Annotated in this window: 11 protein-coding genes; 9 read left to right on the forward strand and 2 right to left on the reverse strand. The window is 44.8% G+C overall.

Translation table 11 applies throughout. The features are described from left to right. Positions 1-41 precede the first annotated feature (41 nt). The 9 genes from cmoM (at position 42) to torA (ending at position 14018) form a co-directional block, all read left to right on the forward strand. A complete protein-coding gene (gene cmoM, locus OCU87_RS06365) occupies positions 42-860 on the forward strand; it encodes a tRNA uridine 5-oxyacetic acid(34) methyltransferase CmoM (protein ID WP_062688717.1) in 819 nt (272 codons plus the stop codon). After that, positions 857-2179, forward strand: a complete 1323-nt coding sequence (gene mukF, locus OCU87_RS06370) for a chromosome partition protein MukF (protein ID WP_062688718.1) — start codon at positions 857-859, stop codon at positions 2177-2179. The genes cmoM and mukF overlap by 4 nt, the downstream gene beginning before the upstream one ends. After that, positions 2160-2894 carry a chromosome partition protein MukE gene (gene mukE / locus OCU87_RS06375; protein WP_062688720.1) on the forward strand — a complete coding sequence of 245 codons (735 nt, stop codon included), beginning with the start codon at positions 2160-2162 and terminating at the stop codon, positions 2892-2894. The genes mukF and mukE overlap by 20 nt, the downstream gene beginning before the upstream one ends. Continuing rightward, the gene (mukB, locus tag OCU87_RS06380) at positions 2894-7363 is read left to right on the forward strand and encodes a chromosome partition protein MukB (RefSeq protein ID WP_261858029.1); all 4470 of its coding nucleotides are present in this window, start codon (positions 2894-2896) and stop codon (positions 7361-7363) included. The genes mukE and mukB overlap by 1 nt, the downstream gene beginning before the upstream one ends. Positions 7364-7762: 399 nt before the next feature. Further along, the gene (locus OCU87_RS06385; RefSeq protein ID WP_261858030.1) at positions 7763-8785 is read left to right on the forward strand and encodes a hypothetical protein; all 1023 of its coding nucleotides are present in this window, start codon (positions 7763-7765) and stop codon (positions 8783-8785) included. A 300-nt stretch (positions 8786-9085) separates the two neighbouring features. Beyond that, a complete protein-coding gene (locus tag OCU87_RS06390; RefSeq protein WP_062688725.1) occupies positions 9086-9880 on the forward strand; it encodes a tetratricopeptide repeat protein in 795 nt (264 codons plus the stop codon). 245 nt (positions 9881-10125) lie between these two features. Next, positions 10126-10299 (forward strand): trimethylamine N-oxide reductase system protein TorE, encoded by a 174-nt coding sequence (gene torE / locus OCU87_RS06395; RefSeq protein WP_062688727.1) that lies wholly within the window; start codon positions 10126-10128, stop codon positions 10297-10299. 37 nt (positions 10300-10336) lie between these two features. Further along, the gene (gene torC / locus OCU87_RS06400; RefSeq protein ID WP_094955791.1) at positions 10337-11521 is read left to right on the forward strand and encodes a pentaheme c-type cytochrome TorC; all 1185 of its coding nucleotides are present in this window, start codon (positions 10337-10339) and stop codon (positions 11519-11521) included. A 19-nt stretch (positions 11522-11540) separates the two neighbouring features. Then, positions 11541-14018, forward strand: coding sequence for a trimethylamine-N-oxide reductase TorA (gene torA / locus OCU87_RS06405; RefSeq protein WP_261858031.1), 2478 nt, complete (start codon positions 11541-11543; stop codon positions 14016-14018). Between the two features lie 65 nt (positions 14019-14083). Here the strand turns inward: torA and OCU87_RS06410 are convergent, their stop codons facing one another. Both OCU87_RS06410 and OCU87_RS06415 read right to left on the reverse strand, forming a co-directional pair. After that, a complete protein-coding gene (locus OCU87_RS06410) occupies positions 14084-17134 on the reverse strand; it encodes an efflux RND transporter permease subunit (RefSeq protein WP_261858032.1) in 3051 nt (1016 codons plus the stop codon). Between the two features lie 3 nt (positions 17135-17137). After that, positions 17138-18253, reverse strand: a complete 1116-nt coding sequence (locus OCU87_RS06415) for an efflux RND transporter periplasmic adaptor subunit (protein ID WP_062688731.1) — start codon at positions 18251-18253, stop codon at positions 17138-17140. Positions 18254-18278 lie beyond the last annotated feature (25 nt).

Below are 18278 nucleotides of genomic sequence, written 5' to 3' on the forward strand. Positions count from 1 at the left end.
TAAACACCATTTTAGAACCGCTATCATAACGTAAAGCAGCCGTGATCAAAGATCGAAATTTTGACGACCTAGCGCAAAAATTTGCCAAAAACATTTACGGCACTGCCAAAGGGCAGATCCGACAGACTGTTGTATGGCAAGATTTGCAGCAAATATTAGCAGCATTGCCAGATGACAAACCGTTATCTGTGCTGGATGCGGGAGGCGGTGTCGGTCAACTGTCACAAAAGTTAGCTGAATTAGGCCATAAGATCACATTGTGTGATCTCTCTGGTGAAATGCTGAAATTAGCCGAGCAAGACATTGCCAAAAATGGCTTGCTTGAGCAGTATCGATTGGTTCACAGTGCTGTGCAGGATATTGGTGGGCATTTAGCGCAGAAGCCGGATTTGATTTTATTCCACGCCGTCATGGAGTGGCTAGCAGATCCGCAGCAGGCATTAGATTGTTTGCTAGAGCAAGTTAAGCCTGGTGGCATTATTTCTGTGATGTTCTACAACTACAACGGCCTGCTATTTAAGAATTTAATTTGTGGCAACCTGACGCACGTAGAAGAAGGGATGCCGCATCGTAAACGTTTCAAGCTTCAGCCTTATCAAGGCCTCAAACCTGATGATGTTTATCAGTGGCTTGAAGAGGGCGGTTTTCAGATCCTCGGTAAAACAGGTGTGCGCACATTCCATGATTATATGCGCGATACCATGGTTGGGGATTACAGTTTTGAACAAGTTCTTGAGATGGAGCAGAAGCTTTGTCGCCAAGAACCTTATTTGTCGCTAGGGCGTTACATTCACGTGTACGCACAAAAGCCACTTACGGCAGAGGCAAATACTATTAACAGCAAAAAGGACAACGGATGAGTGAAGTTACCCAGACCGTTCCTGAGTTGGTAACTTGGGTTAAGCAGCATGATTTCTCGCTTAACTTACCAACTGAGCGGCTGGCGTTCTTGTTGGCGATTGCTGTTTTAAGTAGCGATCGCTTTGAAGAAGAGTTAGGAGAAGGTGAGCTGATTGACGCATTTCGCATAGTAAGCGACTTGTTTGAACAATCAAAAGAAACGCTCGCATTTCGTGCCAATAACGCCATCAATGAGTTGGTTCGCCAACGTCTTATTTCTCGTTTTACCAGTGAAGTGAACGACGGAGCGAGTATTTATCGCCTAAGTCCGTTGGCTTTGGGTATCACTGATTATTACGCGCGTCAGCGTGAATATTCGACACTGAAATTATCGATTCAGCTTGCCATGGTGGCAGATGAAATCAATAAAGCTGCTGTTGCTGCCAAAGAAGGCGGTGATGATAAGCATTGGCGTACCAACGTTTACGCAGTATTAAAGTATTCAGTTGCTGATATTTTCGATCGTATCGATTTAAACCAGCGCACCATGGACGAGCAGCAACAGCAAGTTAAACACGATATTGCTGAACTGCTTAACCAAGATTGGCAAGCCGCGATCACCAGTTGTGAAAGCCTGCTGAACGAAACATCGAGCACATTGCGCGAGTTGCAAGACACCTTGCAAGCCGCGGGTGATCAGCTGCAAACTCAGCTACTCGATATTCAAGAAGCGACTCAAGGCCATGAAGAACTCGATTTTGTTGATGGCATGATTTTCGTCTTACAGATGAAGCTTGATCGCATTATCAGCTGGGGTCAGCAAGCGATTGACTTGTGGATTGGTTATGACCGTCACGTGCATAAGTTTATCCGTACCGCGATTGATATGGATAAAAACCGTGCCTTTAGCCAACGCCTTCGTCAATCAGTAACGGATTATTTCGATAGCCCATGGCTTCTAACATACGCCGATGCCGAACGCTTACTTGATATGCGCGATGAAACATTAGTATTGCGTGATGATGAAGTAACAGGGCTAGTGCCGGAAGAAATGGAATTTGAAGAGATCAGTTTAGTGAACGATCAACTTGCCGAACAAGTTGCTGCTATGCTGCAAGCTCATAAAGCCACAGGGGCTGCCATTAACCTTAGTGCGCTACTGAAAGACTATCTTGCCGAGCATGAACACGCTCAGCATTTTGATTTATCGCGGATCGTTATCGATCAGGCCGTTCGATTAGGTTATTCCGAGTCGGACTTCAACGCCATTCAGCCCGATTGGGAAGCGATTAACGACTACGGAGCTAAGGTACAAGCCAATGTCATCGATAAATATTGAAGAATTTATGCCGGAGAAGTTGGCTAAAGCGATTGCTAACCCACTTTTCCCTGCACTTGATAATGCGCTCCGTTCTGGTCGCCATATTTCAAGTGAAGATTTAGATAACCATGCACTGCTAATAGATGCAGAGCGTGAGCTACATATGTTTTACAAGCGTTACAACGCAGAACTTGTTCGTGCACCAGAAGGTTTCTTCTACTTGCGCCCACGTTCAACATCGCTGATCAGCCGCTCTGTATTAGCAGAAGTTGATATGCTAGTGGGTAAAGTACTTTGTTTCCTTTATCTAAGCCCAGAGCGTTTAGCGCATGAAGGTATTTTCACTAACCAAGAATTGTTCGATGAGCTAATGACCTTAGCGGATGAACAAAAACTGATGAAGTTAGTGACCAACCGTGCATCAGGATCAGATTTAGATCGTGAAAAGCTATACGATAAAGTGAAAACATCGCTTCGTCGTTTACGTCGCTTAGGCATGATTATCCCTGTGGGTGAAAACGGCAAATTCCGCATTAGCGAATCTGTGTTCCGCTTTGGTGCCGACGTACGCAGTGGTGATGATGTGCGTGAAGCACAACTTCGCTTGATCCGTGATGGTGAAGCTGTTGTTCACCAACAGGAACCAAGCCAATCAAGCTTGCTTGATGATCACGAAGAACATGAAGAACAATTAGAGCTCCCAACAGAGCCTGAACAAGAAGGTGAAGTGTGATGGAACGCGGTAAGTATCAATCGCTCACCATGGTTAACTGGAACGGCTTTTTTGCCCGTACCTTTGATATTGATAACCTAGTAACAACCTTATCGGGTGGTAATGGTGCAGGTAAGTCGACCACCATGGCAGCATTTATCACTTCATTGATCCCAGATCAAAGCCTGCTGCACTTCCGTAACACCACGGAAGCGGGTAGTTCTGCATCTTCTCGTGATAAAGGCTTACACGGTAAGCTAAAACCAGGTGCCTGTTACTCAGCGCTTGATGTGGTTAACTCAAAAAACCAACGTATTATCTTTGCGGTACGCCTACAGCAAGTGGCGGGCCGAGATAAGAAAGTGGATATTAAGCCTTTCATTATTCAAGGCTTGCCGTCGCACATTAAACCAACAGAAATATTGGTTGAGACGCTGTCCGAAACACAAGCTCGTGTGCGTCAATTGAACGAAGTAAAAGACGGCATTGCTGATATTGAAGGCGTAGTATTCAAAGCCTTTAACTCAGTAACGGATTACCATGCGCAAATGTTTGAATTCGGTGTATTACCGAAGAAACTACGTAACAGTACTGACCGTTCTAAGTTCTACCGTTTGATCGAAGCATCGCTATACGGTGGTATCTCAAGCGCGATCACCCGTTCACTGCGTGATTACCTATTACCGCAAAACACCGGTGTTAAGAAAGCCTTCCAAGATATGGAAGCGGCGTTGCGTGAAAACCGCATGACGCTGGAAGCGATCAAGTTAACGCAAAGTGATCGTGATTTGTTTAAGCACTTGATCTCTGAAGCAACTAACTATGTTGCCGCTGACTACATGCGTCACGCCAACGATCGCCAACAGCGTTTAGACAAAACATTACGTTTACGTGGTGAACTACTTGGCTCGCGCCAAAGTTTGATGGATCAGCAATCGACGCTATCCAATCATACCGTAGAGTTAGATGAATTGGCGGAACGTGAATCTGCATTAGAGCAAGATCATCAAGCTGCATCGGATCATTTACAGCTTGTACAAACTGCGGTTCGTCAGCAAGAAAAGATCACGCGTTATAAAGAAGATCTTGAAGAGCTTACAGAGCGCCTTGAAGAGCAAGTTATGGTGGTTGAAGAAGCTGCTGAACAACTTGCAATGGCTGAAGAGCAAGCGCTATTAACAGAAGAAGAAGTTGATAGCCTGAAAACACAACTAGCTGACTATCAACAAGCGTTAGATATGCAGCAAACGCGTGCGCTTCAATACCAACAAGCGGTTCAAGCACTTGAAAAAGCCCGTGACTTGTCTGGTGACGAGCAACTTCTGGCTGACAGTGCGCCAGCTTACCTGACGCAGCTTAAGCAAACTGAAGAACAAAAAACCACGGCGCTATTAGCACTCAAGCATAAGCTTGACATGTCATCTGCGGCCATTCAGCAGTTTGAAAAAGGCTTACAGATTGTTACTACCATCGCGGGTGCTGTTGATCGCGCACAAGCAGGTACAAAAGCACAAGAGTTGATTGCCCATGCGCGTCAACTTCGCCATGTTGCAGAACGCGGTGAACAGCTTAAAGCGCAATACCGCGACTTAGAGCGTAGTGTACGTCAGCAACGTCAAGCTAAAGAGTTAGCAGAGACTTACAGTAAACGTTTTGCTACTAACATTGATGGTGACCTTGCATTAGCAGAAGAGCAAGCACGCCATGAAGCAACACTTGAATCGCTTGAGCAAACGCAAGAAAACTTAGTTGAGCAGCGTAGCGAATTGCGTGGTCAAGAACAGCAACTAGCGGTACAAATCAAGCAGCATGAAGCAAAAGCGCCAGCTTGGATTGCAGCAAGTGATGCGCTAGAAAAATTGGCAGAACAATCCCAGTTTGAGTTGTTTGATAGCAATGCTGTTATGCAAGCGATGCAACAAACCTTGGATAGCGAACGCCAAGTATCAGCAATGCGTGATCAACTGGCACAGCGTAAGAGCCAGTTAGACATAGACATTGAGCGTTTGGTACAGCCTGGCGGTAGCGGCGACTCTGAATTACGTGCACTAGCCGATACGTTAGGCGGCACCATGCTGTCTGAAATCTACGACGATATCACGCTAAGCGATGCGCCATATTTCAGTGCGATGTACGGCCCTGCGCGTCACGCAATTGTGGTTCCTGATCTTAAAGGCATCAAAGATAAGCTGATTGCGCTTGAAGATTGTCCTGACGATCTTTACATCATTGAAGGCGATGCAGATTCATTTGATGACAGCGGCTTTGATGTTGATGAGCTAGAACAAGCTGTTTGTGTTCACCTAAATGATCGCCAACTTCGTTACTCTCGTTTCCCGAAAGTACCACTGTTTGGCCGTGCGGCACGTGAACAACGCCTTGAGCATTTACGTGAAGAGCGCGATCAAGTAGTAGAAGATCACGCAAAAGCGGCGTTTGATTCACAAAAACTACAACGTCTATACCAAAGCTTTAATAGCTTTGTCGCGACGCACATGTCGGTTGCGTTCCAGCCAGATCCAGAAGCTGAACTGAAAACAGCACGTGATAAGCGTAACCAGCTTGTTCGCCAGCTTTCAGAAATGGACGCGCAAGAACAGCAACAACGTAGCCAGTTAACAGCCGCACGTGAAGGTTTAACGTTATTGGGTAAATTAAGCCCAATGGTTAACCTGCTAGAAGACGAAACTATTGTTGAGCGTTTTGCTGAAATCGAACAGCAGCTTTCTCAACTTGATGAAGCGCGTAACTACCTTGACCGCCACGGTAAGGCAATTTCTGAGCTTGAAGGTTTAGTTTCGGCACTGAATGTCGACCCGCAGCAATTTGATGCGCTAAATATTCAATATCAAGATGCAGACCAAACGCTGCAAGCGCTGAAAAAAGAGATCTTTGCTGTTGCTGATTTAGCAGAGCGTCGTCATCACTTTGGTTACGCAGACTCTGTTGAGCTACTTGGTAAGAGTTCAGAACTGAATGAACAGCTAAAAGCTAAACTAGTTGCTGCTGAACGTGAGCGTAACCGTTGCCGTGATGCGTTAAAACAAGCACGTGCACAAGCTAACCAGTACAACCAGTTAATGGCGTCGCTGAAGAGTTCACACCAAGCCAAACTGGAAACAGTGCAAGAGTTTGAGCGTGAGCTACAAGAGTTGGGTGTTCGTGCGGATGTGGAAGCAGAAGAACGAGCACGCGTACGTCGCGACGAATTGAATGAACGCTTACATACTTCACGTACTCGTCGTAGTCAGCTTGAAAAATCAATCACTTCGATTGAGCTAGAAATGAAAGGCTTGGTAAAACGTCTACGTAAAGTAGGCAAAGAATACCAAGACATACGTAAGCTGGTGGTTAACGCGAAAGCGGGCTGGTGTGCGGTTCTGCGTTTAGCGCGTGAAAATGATGTTGAACGTCGTCTACATCGTCGTGAAATGGCATACATGTCTGCTGATGAATTACGGTCATTGTCTGATAAATCACTGGGTGCATTACGTCTCGCGGTTGCGGATAATGAAGACCTGCGTGATTCACTGCGTGCATCGGAAGACATTTCACGTCCTGAACGTAAAGTACTGTTCTACATTGCGGTATATCAACACCTGCGTGAACGTATTCGCCACGATATCATTCGTACCGACGACCCAGTTGAAGCGATTGAAGAGATGGAAGTTGAGCTAGGGCGTTTAACGGAAGAGCTAACGGCTCGTGAACAACGCTTGGCAATCAGCTCTGACTCTGTTGCGAATATCATTCGTAAAACGATTCAGCGTGAGCAAAACCGTATTCGCATGCTAAACCAAGGCCTCATGAACATTGGTTTCGGGCAGGTGAAAGGTGTACGTCTAAACGTGAAAGTACGTGAAACTCATGAATCACTACTGTTTGGTTTAGCGGAACAACAAGATCAACACCAAGATTTGTTCGGTAACAATCGTCTGACCTTCTCTGAGGCAATGGCTAAGTTGTTCCAACGCTTGAACCCGCATATCGACATGGGTCAACGTTCACCACAAATATTGGGTGAAGAGTTACTGGATTACCGTAACTACCTAGAACTCAGCATTGAAGTGAACCGTGGTACAGACGGCTGGCTACAAGCGGAGTCGGGTGCGTTATCAACGGGTGAAGCGATTGGTACGGGTCAGGCAATCTTGCTGATGGTTATCCAAAGCTGGGAAGAAGAATCTCGCCGCTTACGTGGTAAAGATATTATTCCTTGTCGCTTACTGTTCTTGGATGAGGCCGCGCGTCTGGATGCGAAATCTATCTCGACCTTGTTCGAGCTATGTGACCGCCTAGACATGCAATTGTTGATTGCCGCACCTGAAAATATCAGCCCTGAAAAAGGTACCACCTATAAGCTGGTGCGTAAGATCTTTAAAGATCGTGAACACGTTCATGTGGTGGGGTTACGTGGTTTTGGCCAAGAACCAAAGCCGCAGGTCAACATTCAAGATATGCTTGATTTAAAGCCCGCGAGTGTTGAGTAACAACGCAATAAATAAAACATAGATTAATTCAAAGGTCAGTATTTACTGGCCTTTGTTGTTTTCAGCATCTGCAAACCCTGTTCCTCACTACGACTCTATTCTGACATTCATCACATTGACTCGAAATTGCATATTTTGTCTTGTTGGTAAGAAGTTTTTCTCAATCGTTGAGAACACCTCAGATAACCTTTTTCCTTCTCGTATAGCACCTAAAATTTCATTACCAATCTGATTAATTCCGTTCGCAGCCGTGTTAATCACATTGGTCTGTTGGCTGATTTCATTATTCAGTACAACGATGATAAATCGAATAAGAACATAGCAATAAGCAGCAATATAACAGTGGTGACAACGCCACAACAGTAGCGGCCTATTTTCATTTGTCGTAGGGGTGATGACATGAAAAATATAATAGTGATAGTGCTCACCATGTTTGTGGTGGGGTGTGGTGGTTCTGATGGCGACTCTGATGGTGGGGGAGCTGCGGTGAATGCGGGTGATGGGGCCTCTTCATCGGTTCAAGTGCCAGTATCAGCAGATGTTGCAGAGTCACCAGCACCAGAAACACCAACCGATAAAGATGTATCCCAAGTGTGTGTCGCCATTGATGGCATGACCTTTATCAATAATTTAGGTGATATCGTTAATTGGACACCAGAATCATTTGAACAGACAGCAAGCTCAGAAGATTGTGTGCCAGTAGACGGTGATATTCCTGTTGATGGTGATGGTAATCCAATGTTTGTTGTTCTGAATTTAACGGATTTAACCGGTGTTGATCTGGTTCGTTTATTAGAAGACAAACTCATGCTGGCTGGCGATTATGTATCGGTAGCGCTATCGACGATTGACCAAGGTGGTTACGGTGATATTTTGGATACACCTTACTCACATGTTCGCGATATTTTTGGTGATTTAAAGCCGCTGAATATTGCTGATGAGTTAACGTTTGAAGGGCTAAACCTGAACTTTGATGTTCCACAGACCATCACTTTGGCTTTTGATTTGCGTAATATGCTGCAATTAAAAGGTGATGCGTATGAAATGAAGGACAGAGGTTTACGTATCGTCAACAATAATGAAGCTGGGAACATCATAGGGAATATCAACCCATCCGCATGTGCCTCTTCAATGGTTGATGCATATATTTATTTATACGAAGTCCATGGTGAGACAACGGGTGAAACAGGCGGTGAGCCTAATTATGGCGATATGGGTTCTGAATATGCGCCCGTCTTAACCGCAAAAGTCAGTAAAGAAAATACCTACGAATTTAAACATATTCCATCGGGTGATTATGACTTAACACTTGTATGTAATGGTTTGTTCGATTTACCTGATGTTGTAAATGATTTGCTGAATGTTGATTCAAGCCAAAAAGGCTATTCGGTGGGTAAAGATGTATTGAGTATTGATTTTTAACTATCGGACAGCGATTTCATGATGAAATAAACGCCAGCTAATATGCTGGCGTTGTTTTTTTATTCAGCTTAAATTCAAGAATAGGGGCTAGACTAGTCATTTATGTACGATCAATCTCTCATTACTAGCACTTTATTTCTCTTCATATATCGATAATAACTCCCTGACCAGACAAGCTTAACTGCGAATTGTTAGTCAATGTAGACATTCATGCCTACATTAAAGTGGTTGTTTTTTAATCACTCAATAGATAAATTCATTTCCAAGATTTTTGAGACAAGCAACTTGAGAGAACGTTTTATGCCAGCAGTTATGACTTTAAAAAATGTTGTTATCGGTGCGATGTTTGGTTTTGCCGCAACAGGGTATGGCATCGCATCAGCGCATGCTTCTGTAACAACAGCGCCAGATAACCACTTATTATCCACTCTTAAGTATGTAGAGCTTGAAGCCGAACAAGGCGATAAAAATATGCAGCTGTTTCTTGGTCGTGCATATATAGAAGGAAGTAATGGTCTAAAGGCAGATCCACTGAAAGGTATGTATTGGCTAAAAAAAGCGGCGGATGAGACACCTGCAGTACAAGCGATGATTGGTGATTTATTTAAAAATGGCCGTGGTTTACCCCGCGATAATCAAAAAGCAATTGAGTGGTATACCAAAGCAGCGAATGAAGGCTCTGTCCCAGCCATGGTTGAATTGGGTCATTTCTATGCTTCTGGTGGTGGCACAGGTAAAACAGATTGTGCTAATGCCATTAAATGGTTTAATGACGCGTCAAATGCAGGGTCGATGGATTCTAAGCGCAACTTAGTATGGCTATACGCGACATGTTCAGATAAAGAGCAACGCGATGGAGAACGTGCACTTAAGTTAGCGAAGCAGATTATTAAACGCTCTGCCTCGAATGATGCCGGTGATTACGATAACCTTGCAGCTGCTTATGCTGCGTGTGGTGAATTTAACGATGCAGTAAAAGCGCAGCAAGTTGCCTTAAGCAAACTTGAAGGCAAAGACAATCAGCGTATTACTAAGTTCTCGAAACGTTTAGAACTCTATAAGCAGAATCAAACGATTTATAGCGCATCGTTGTAACCGATAGCATGAAGTAACCCCTTCTTAAATACTGCTTTAAAAGCCACCGTTACTACGGTGGCTTTTTTGTGCCTGTTATTTGAGTAAGGCTTAATGATTAGGGGCAAAACTTTGTCATTAATGTGATGAAAGCAGAATTATTTACGTGCTACTCAATCGTTCAGAATTCCTTAACTATACTTTCGTAGATAGGCCTCCTCTCTATTACATCTAAAGAGGTAGGTGAATAAAAAAAGGATGTGAGCATGAGTAATCAAGAACCGCTTAAAGAAGAAGAACGTGGCAAGTACGAATGGCGATCGTTTATTTTTATAACCGTCTTTCTATTCCCTATCTTAGCCGTCGCCCTTGTCGGCGGTTATGGCTTTATCGTTTGGATGTTACAAATCTTTTTCCTTGGTCCTCCAGGCCATGGCTAAGTTTTCCCATTCACAGTAAACGATAAGGTAGGTAACTATGATGAATACGATAAAAAAACTGTGGATGACGTTCTGGCGTCCAGCAGTACATATTAGCCTCGGTGTATTAACACTCGGTGGCTTTGTTGCGGGTGTGATTTTCTGGGGTGGATTTAACACAGCCCTTGAGCACACCAACACGGAAGAGTTTTGTATTGGCTGTCATGAAATGCGTGACAATGTATACGTAGAATTACAGTCAACGGTTCACTGGTCGAATCATTCAGGGGTACGAGCAACGTGTCCTGATTGCCATGTGCCACATAACTGGACAGATAAAATTGCACGTAAAATGCAAGCCAGTAAAGAGGTCTTTGGGGCCATTTTTGGCACGATAGACACGCGCGAAAAATTTTTAGAAAAACGCCTTGAATTAGCGAACCATGAATGGAAACGGTTTGCCGCTAATGGTTCGATGGAATGTAAAAGTTGCCATAACTACGACAGTATGGATTGGGATCTTATGTCCGATCGGGCGCGTTCTCAAATGAAGCAAGCGGCTGAACGTGACCAAAGCTGTATCGATTGTCATAAAGGGATTGCGCACCAATTACCCGGGAATATGGAAGCATCGGGCGGCATGGTGGATCAATTGGTTGCCAAAGCGCAGAACACCCAATACTCCGAAGGTAATAACTACTTCAGTGTTCGTTTCCTTCCAATGTTTGAAGATGAAGCCATGACTAAAGATGGCGGTCAATTAAACCCAGCATCAGAAGTGAAAGTGGTTGCGGTAACAGATAAAGCTATTCAAGTTGAAATTAATGGTTGGCGTAAAACGAAAGGTTTTGGTCGCGTTATTAATGAAGACTTTGGTATGAATATCCCAACGGCAGCACTAAGCAAAGAAGCAGCACAGAGTGAAGGCTTAGTCGAGAAATTTGAAGAGAAAGAAGATGATCTAACAGGTCTGCCTTGGCAGCGTGTATCTGTGAAATTGTGGATGCCAAAAGAATCGATGTTAGCCAATGTTGATGAGATTTGGAGTGAAACAAAATCTGCATACAACACCAACTGTAGTGTTTGTCATACCCAGCCAGAAGAAGCGCATTTCGATGCCAATACATGGCCTGGTATGTTTAACGGTATGCTCGCGTTTGTGAATCTTGATCACGATAGTGAAGCCTTGGTTCTGAAATATCTTCAAAAACACTCATCAGATTTTGCTGATGGTAATCACTAATGCACAGAGGGATTAAGCTATGTCTCTAAGTCGACGTAATTTTTTGAAAGGGCTCGCGACGACCTCAGCTGCGTCAGTGATTGGGCCTAGTTTATTGATGCAAGCCGCTCAGGCGGCAGAAGAGGTTTCGCCGTATGCTGCCGATGGTGTGTGGAAAGTATCGGGCTCTCACTGGGGAGCATTTCGCGCCAAAATTTATAACGGTAAAGTACAAGAACTGAAAGCGCTGGAATTTGATAAATATCCAAGCGATATGCTCAAAGGTATTAAAGGGATCATCTATAGTCCATCACGGGTTCGTTACCCTATGGTACGGCTTGATTGGCTAAAGAAACACAAGTACAGCGGCGATACCCGCGGTAATAACCGTTTCATTCGAGTGACATGGGATGAAGCGTTAGATTTATTTTACCAAGAACTTGAACGAGTACAAAAAGACTACGGGCCGTGGGCGTTGTTAGCAGGGCAAACCGGTTGGCGACAAACCGGGCAGTTTCACAGTTGTACCACGCACATGCAACGTGCCGTAGGTATGCACGGTAACTTCATTAAGAAAGTAGGGGATTACTCTACAGGAGCAGGGCAAACTATTTTGCCTTACGTACTTGGGTCAACAGAGGTTTATGCACAAGGTACATCGTGGCCTGAGATCTTAGATAATACCAATGTTGTTGTGCTGTGGGCGAATGATCCTATAAAGAACACCCAAGTAGGTTGGCAGTGTGAAACACATGGTTCGTATGAGTACTATGAGCAGCTAAAAGAGAAGGTTGCCAAAGGTGAGATCAAAGTGATCTCGGTCGATCCTGTTAAATCCAAAAGCCAAAATTACTTTAACAGTGATCAGATCTATGTGAATCCTCAATCGGATGTCGCCTTCATGCTGGCGATCGCTCATACCCTTTATAAAGAAGATCTATACGACAAGAAATTCATCGAAACCTATGCGTTAGGATTTGATGAGTTCATTCCTTATGTCGAAGGTAAAACTAAAGATAAAGTGGAGAAAACGCCTGAATGGGCAGAGCCTATCTGTGGTGTTAAAGCTGATGATATCCGTGAATTTGCCCGCTTGTTAGTGAAAGGGCGTACGCAACTGATATTTGGTTGGGCGATCCAGCGTCAGCAACACGGTGAACAACCCTATTGGATGGGGGCAGTATTGGCGGCGATGATCGGGCAAATTGGCTTACCGGGTGGTGGCGTTTCGTATTCCCACCATTACAGCGGTGTCGGTATCCCACCAACGGGAGCATCAGGGCCTGGTGGTTTCCCTCGTAATGTCGATGAAGGCCAAAAACCTAAGTGGGACAGCACCGATTTTAAAGGGTATAGCAGTACCATCCCTGTCGCGCGCTGGATTGATGCGATTTTAGAACCGGGCAAAGAGATCAAATACAACGGCGCTAAAGTGACCTTCCCCGACCCTAAAATGGTGGTTATTAGTGGATGCAATCCATGGCATCATCACCAAGATCGAAACCGGATGAAAACCGCCTTCCAGAAATTACAAACTGTTGTCACCATCGAGTTTGCATGGACGGCAACCTGTCGCTTCTCAGACATCGTATTACCCGCCTGTACTCAGTTTGAGCGTAACGATATTGACTTGTATGGAGCCTATTCTGCATCAGGTATTTTGGCGATGCACAAGCTGGTGGATCCGTTATATCAATCGAAAACAGATTTCCAAATCTTCACCGAACTGTGTGAACGTTTTGGTCGGGCAAAAGAATATACCCGTGGTATGAACGAAATGGAGTGGCTACATCAGCTCTACAACGAGTGTCGTGAGGCCAACAAAGCCAAGTATAAAATGCCGGAATTTGATGAGTTCTGGAAGAAGGGCTTGTTTGAATTTGGTGAAGGGACCAACTTTGTCCGTCACGCGGCTTTCCGTGAAGATCCAGAGATCAATCCACTAGGCACGCCTTCTGGGTTTATTGAGATCTTTAGCCGTAAGATCGACCGTTACGGTTACGAGTATTGCCAAGGGCATCCAATGTGGTTTGAAAAATCAGAGCGTTCACACGGTGGACCAAGCTCAGATAAATTCCCTATTTGGTTGCAATCGTGCCACCCAGATCAGCGTTTACACTCACAGATGTGTGAATCAGAAAAATACCGTGAAACCTACACAGTGCAAGGGCGAGAGCCTGTTTATATCAACCCTGAAGATGCCAAAGAGCGCGGTATTAGTGATGGCGATATAGTGCGGGTGTATAACGATCGTGGTCAGTTACTGGCAGGGGCACGCGTATCTGATAACTATCCTCGTGGGGTGATTCGTATTCATGAAGGGGCATGGTATGGCCCTGTGAATGAGAAAGTAGGGGCGCTTGATACCTATGGCGATCCGAATACGCTCACTCAAGATATTGGCTCGTCACAATTAGCCCAAGCGACCAGTGCCAACACGGTCATTGTTGAGTTTGAAAAATTCAAAGGTGAAGCGCCACCAGTCACATCGTTTGGTGGGCCGATATACGTAAGCTGATGTTCTAAGTTATCAATAATAAAAGGAGCGTATTAACGCTCCTTTTTGATTTTTAACGTTTTAGCTTATTCCTCTATAGCCTTAACCCTAAAGAACATGGCATAGAAGAGTGGGATCACAACCAAAGTTAGGATTGTCGCAAACAACAAACCAAACATGATGGTGACCGCCATGCTCTTGAAGAAAGGGTCAACCAGTAAGGGAGCAACCCCTAGAATCGTGGTTAATGCGCCCAATAATACTGGCCTTGCTCGGCTTAACGACGCGTCGATAATCGCGTGATAAGGCAATTTACCCTCGCGGACTTCTGCATCTGCTTGGTCTACCAATACAATGGCATTTTTTACCATCATGCCGATCAAGCTCAAGAAACCAAGTATCGCCATAAACTCAAATGGTGTTTGGAACACAACTAAGCCCACGGTAACACCAATAATCGCCAGCGGTGCTGTTAACCAAATAACCAAGGGCTGGCGAATGGCATTAAACATGAAGATGACAGCTAAGATCATTGCTGCAAATCCATAAGGTGCAGAAATCACGAGTCCTTCGTTCGCATCTTTAGACGCCTTGTATTCCCCATACCAAATCAACTCATAGCCTGATGGCAGTTCAATTGCCTCTATGTGTGGACGAAGCTGATTAAACGCGTCTGCTGTTAATACACCGGGCGCGGGATCGGCTTGTACCAAAATGGTCGGCATTCTATTGATACGACGTAAAATCGCATCTTCCCAAACTACATCCGTCGATTCAATTAATTGGCTGACTGAAACAAAGCCACCAGCGACATGGCTGTAGACCTCGGTATTTTCAATCGCTCGCTGATGATTACGCTCGGTTTCTGGTGAGCGGGCAACAATCGGGATTAAGTCATTACCTTCACGGTAAACACCGACATGGCGGCCAGATAACGTTTGTGCAATAGCTTGGTTTATTTCTTGAGTGGTTAATCCAAACTGTTGTGCTTTTTGTTCTGAGTAACGAGGGCGTAGCACTGGCACTTGTTGACGCCAATCATCTTGTACCGCGATCAGTTGATCGTCATTGAGCATAATCGCTTTCGCTTGTTCTGCTAGCTGACGTAATACCGCACTATCAGGACCTTTAAAACCAGCCTCAATCTTTTTACCGCCACCGCGGCCTAGCATGAATTTCCATACTTTGATGGAGGCATCGGTGTATTTTTCATCAAGCTCATCTTGTAGCTCAACCAGTAATGGCGCGATATTTTGATAGTCATCAATATCAATCAACAGCTGGCCATAGCTTGGGTTACGCGCTTCTGGTGCGTAGGTCAGCATAAAGCGTAAGCCGCCACCACCGACAAAACTGGTGATGTTGGTAATGCCTGCTTTTTGTTTAACGTCTTGTTCAATCTCCGCGATGGTTTGCTCAGTACGTTTAATGTCAGAGCCTTGTGGCAAATACACATCAACCACAAACTGTGCTCGTTGCGATTCCGGCATAAAACCCGGTGGAATGTAACGAACGCCATAAACGGCAGTAAACAGCACCACTAACAATAAGCTCAAGCTAACCAACCTATGCTTAATAACCCATGTTAGTAATTGACGGTAGCCGTGATTGATCCGCCCGACAGGCGCTTCGGCATCGACGGGTTTTACTTTCAAAAAGTCGTAGCACAGCATAGGGGTAATCGTAACTGCAAATACCCAGCTTAAAAGCATAGAGTAGAGGATCACCCAAAACAGTGAACCTGCGTATTCACCCATATCTGATGGTGATAATCCGATTGCACTGAATGCACAAATACCGACAACGGTACCACCTAACAGCGGCCATTTTGTAGCGTTAACTACATCGGACACTATCTCGTCACGGCTATCATCGGGTGTGGTTTGCAGACGCACTAAAATACCATCGGTGACAACAATCGCATTATCAACCAACATCCCCAGTGCAATGATCAGCGCACCGAGTGAGATCCGCTGCATGGCAATGTCTTCAATCAGCATGATGCACAAAGTGCCAGCAACCGTAAGAAGCAGAACAAAACCTATGATGATCCCTGAGCGCACACCCATAAACAGCAACAGTACAATAAATACAATTACAACTGCAGCGATTAAGTTATCGATGAAGTTAGTGACCGAGTCGCGCACCGAATCTGACTGCATGGAGATAACATTCAGCTCTATGCCAAGCGGGCGTTGGTTTTCTAACTCAGCGATACGGGCTTTTACCGCATCACCCATATCAACCACGTTACCGCCTGTTACGTTAGAAATACCAAAACCGACAGCACGCTGACCATTGTATCGAACCATCATGGTGCTAGGTTCTTGGTAACCACGAGTGACGGTTGCAATATCGCCTAAACGTAGCACTGCGTTATTGTCACCAAGGCTCACCTGCATATTAATGAGATCATTAAATGAATCTACATTAGCGCTTGGAATGACAGGTATGCGCATGGCATCAGTTTCAATACTGCCCGCAACTGTCACCATGTTTTGCTTTTGCAGCACTTGGTAAACTTTTTCAGCTGAAACACCAAATTTAGCCATTCGTTCGCCAGACATTTCAACAAAGATGGTCTCTTGGCGCTCGCCCAATGTGGCTGTTTTGGCAACACCAGGTACTAGCACTAGCTCACGACGTAACTCATCGACATAGTCTTGCAACTGCTTGTCAGTAAAGCCTTCTCCAGTCACCGAAAAAAAGAGTGCGTAGACATCAGAAAAGTCATCATTCACTATCGAAGTACCAGCACCTGGGGGTAACTGGCGTTGAACATCGCCAATCTTACGACGAAGTTTATCCCATACTTGTTGGAGTGCCGCTTGGCTATTGGCAAACTCAAGTTTGATTTCAACAGTGACTTCAGACATGCCTTGCTTAGAGACAGACTTTACTTCTTTGAGTTCTTGAAGCGATTGAACTGCACCTTCAATCACATCGGTGACTTCGTCAGACACTTCTTGTGCTGTTGCGCCAGAGTAGGGCGTATTAATGACGGCTTGTCGAATAACAAATTCAGGATCTTCAAAGCGGCCCAGCTTTAAATAACTGAGGTATCCACCCAATAAGATTAAAGTAATAAGCACCCAAACCGAGGTACGTTTGGCGATGGTGTAACGTGCGATATCCATGCTTTAGCCCTCAACGTTCGCAGCGAGTTTGTCAGTGTAAGGTTTCACTTTCATGCCTTCTTTTAAGCTTGAAACACCGGCAATAACGATGCGCTCACCTGCGTGTAAACCAGCCTTAATCACAATTCGGTTTGCGTTGAGTGTGCCAGCAGTTACGGGTCTTTGGTGGACTTGATTATCTTGGTCGACAACCCATACAAACTGCCCACCTTGGTTATCTGGAACCACTGCAGTCAGTGGTACAGTGATCAGTGCTGCGGCTTGTGCTTGATCTGTAGGGTAAACTGGCACAACTTTAACAGCCATGCCCGGTAACACATTAAAACCACGCAGGTCTTCAAAGGTCAGCACCACGGGATAAGTCTGAGTCACAGGATCGGCTTGGGTTCCATAAGTACTTAATACTAATGGAAAGGTTTCATTACGCAGCGCACTAATTTGAGCTAATGCTTTTGATCCTTTTAAATCACCCAGCATGACACTGTCTGGGATATTAATCAGGACTTCTAAATCATTAATATTATGTACTGTTAATACAGGGCTGTTTGCTTGAATTTGTACATGATTATCAACCATCTTACGGCCAATAATGCCGTCAAAAGGCGCGAGTAATTGGGTGTACTCCAACTGACGTTTTGCATCGGTTAAGCGATTTTTTGCGACATTATATCGGGTGCGTAATGTGTCTAGATCACTTTTAGCGATAGCTTGGCTTTTGTCGTAAATTGCTTTTCCACGCGTGTACTCTGCTTCACTGTTTTTAAATTCAAAATGCGCAGAGTCGAGTGCAGTTTTAGCATCTCGAGGATCTAATTGTGCTAATAACTGCCCTTTTTTGACTTGCTGCCCTTCATGCACAAGTACGTCGATCACTCGTCCGCTTAATCGAAACGCAAGATCAGCACGTTGAGTCGAACGTACCACCCCGTTAAAGGTCAATTTCGCATTGGTACTGTGCGAAAGCACTTCAGTCAGCGCAGGTCTGACTGTACTTGTGCTGATGATGTTTTGTGGAGCTTCATTGGCATCACAGCCAGAAATTAGTATTGAACCAATAGCGATACTTACCGCGATGGCCGTTTTTTTAATTAACAGTAATGTTGAAGCTGTCGAGCGCATTGACTCAGTCCTCATGAAAGAGCGA

Origin of the sequence: Photobacterium sanguinicancri (assembly GCF_024346675.1) — a bacterium.
GTDB classification, from domain to species: Bacteria; Pseudomonadota; Gammaproteobacteria; order Enterobacterales; family Vibrionaceae; genus Photobacterium; species Photobacterium sanguinicancri.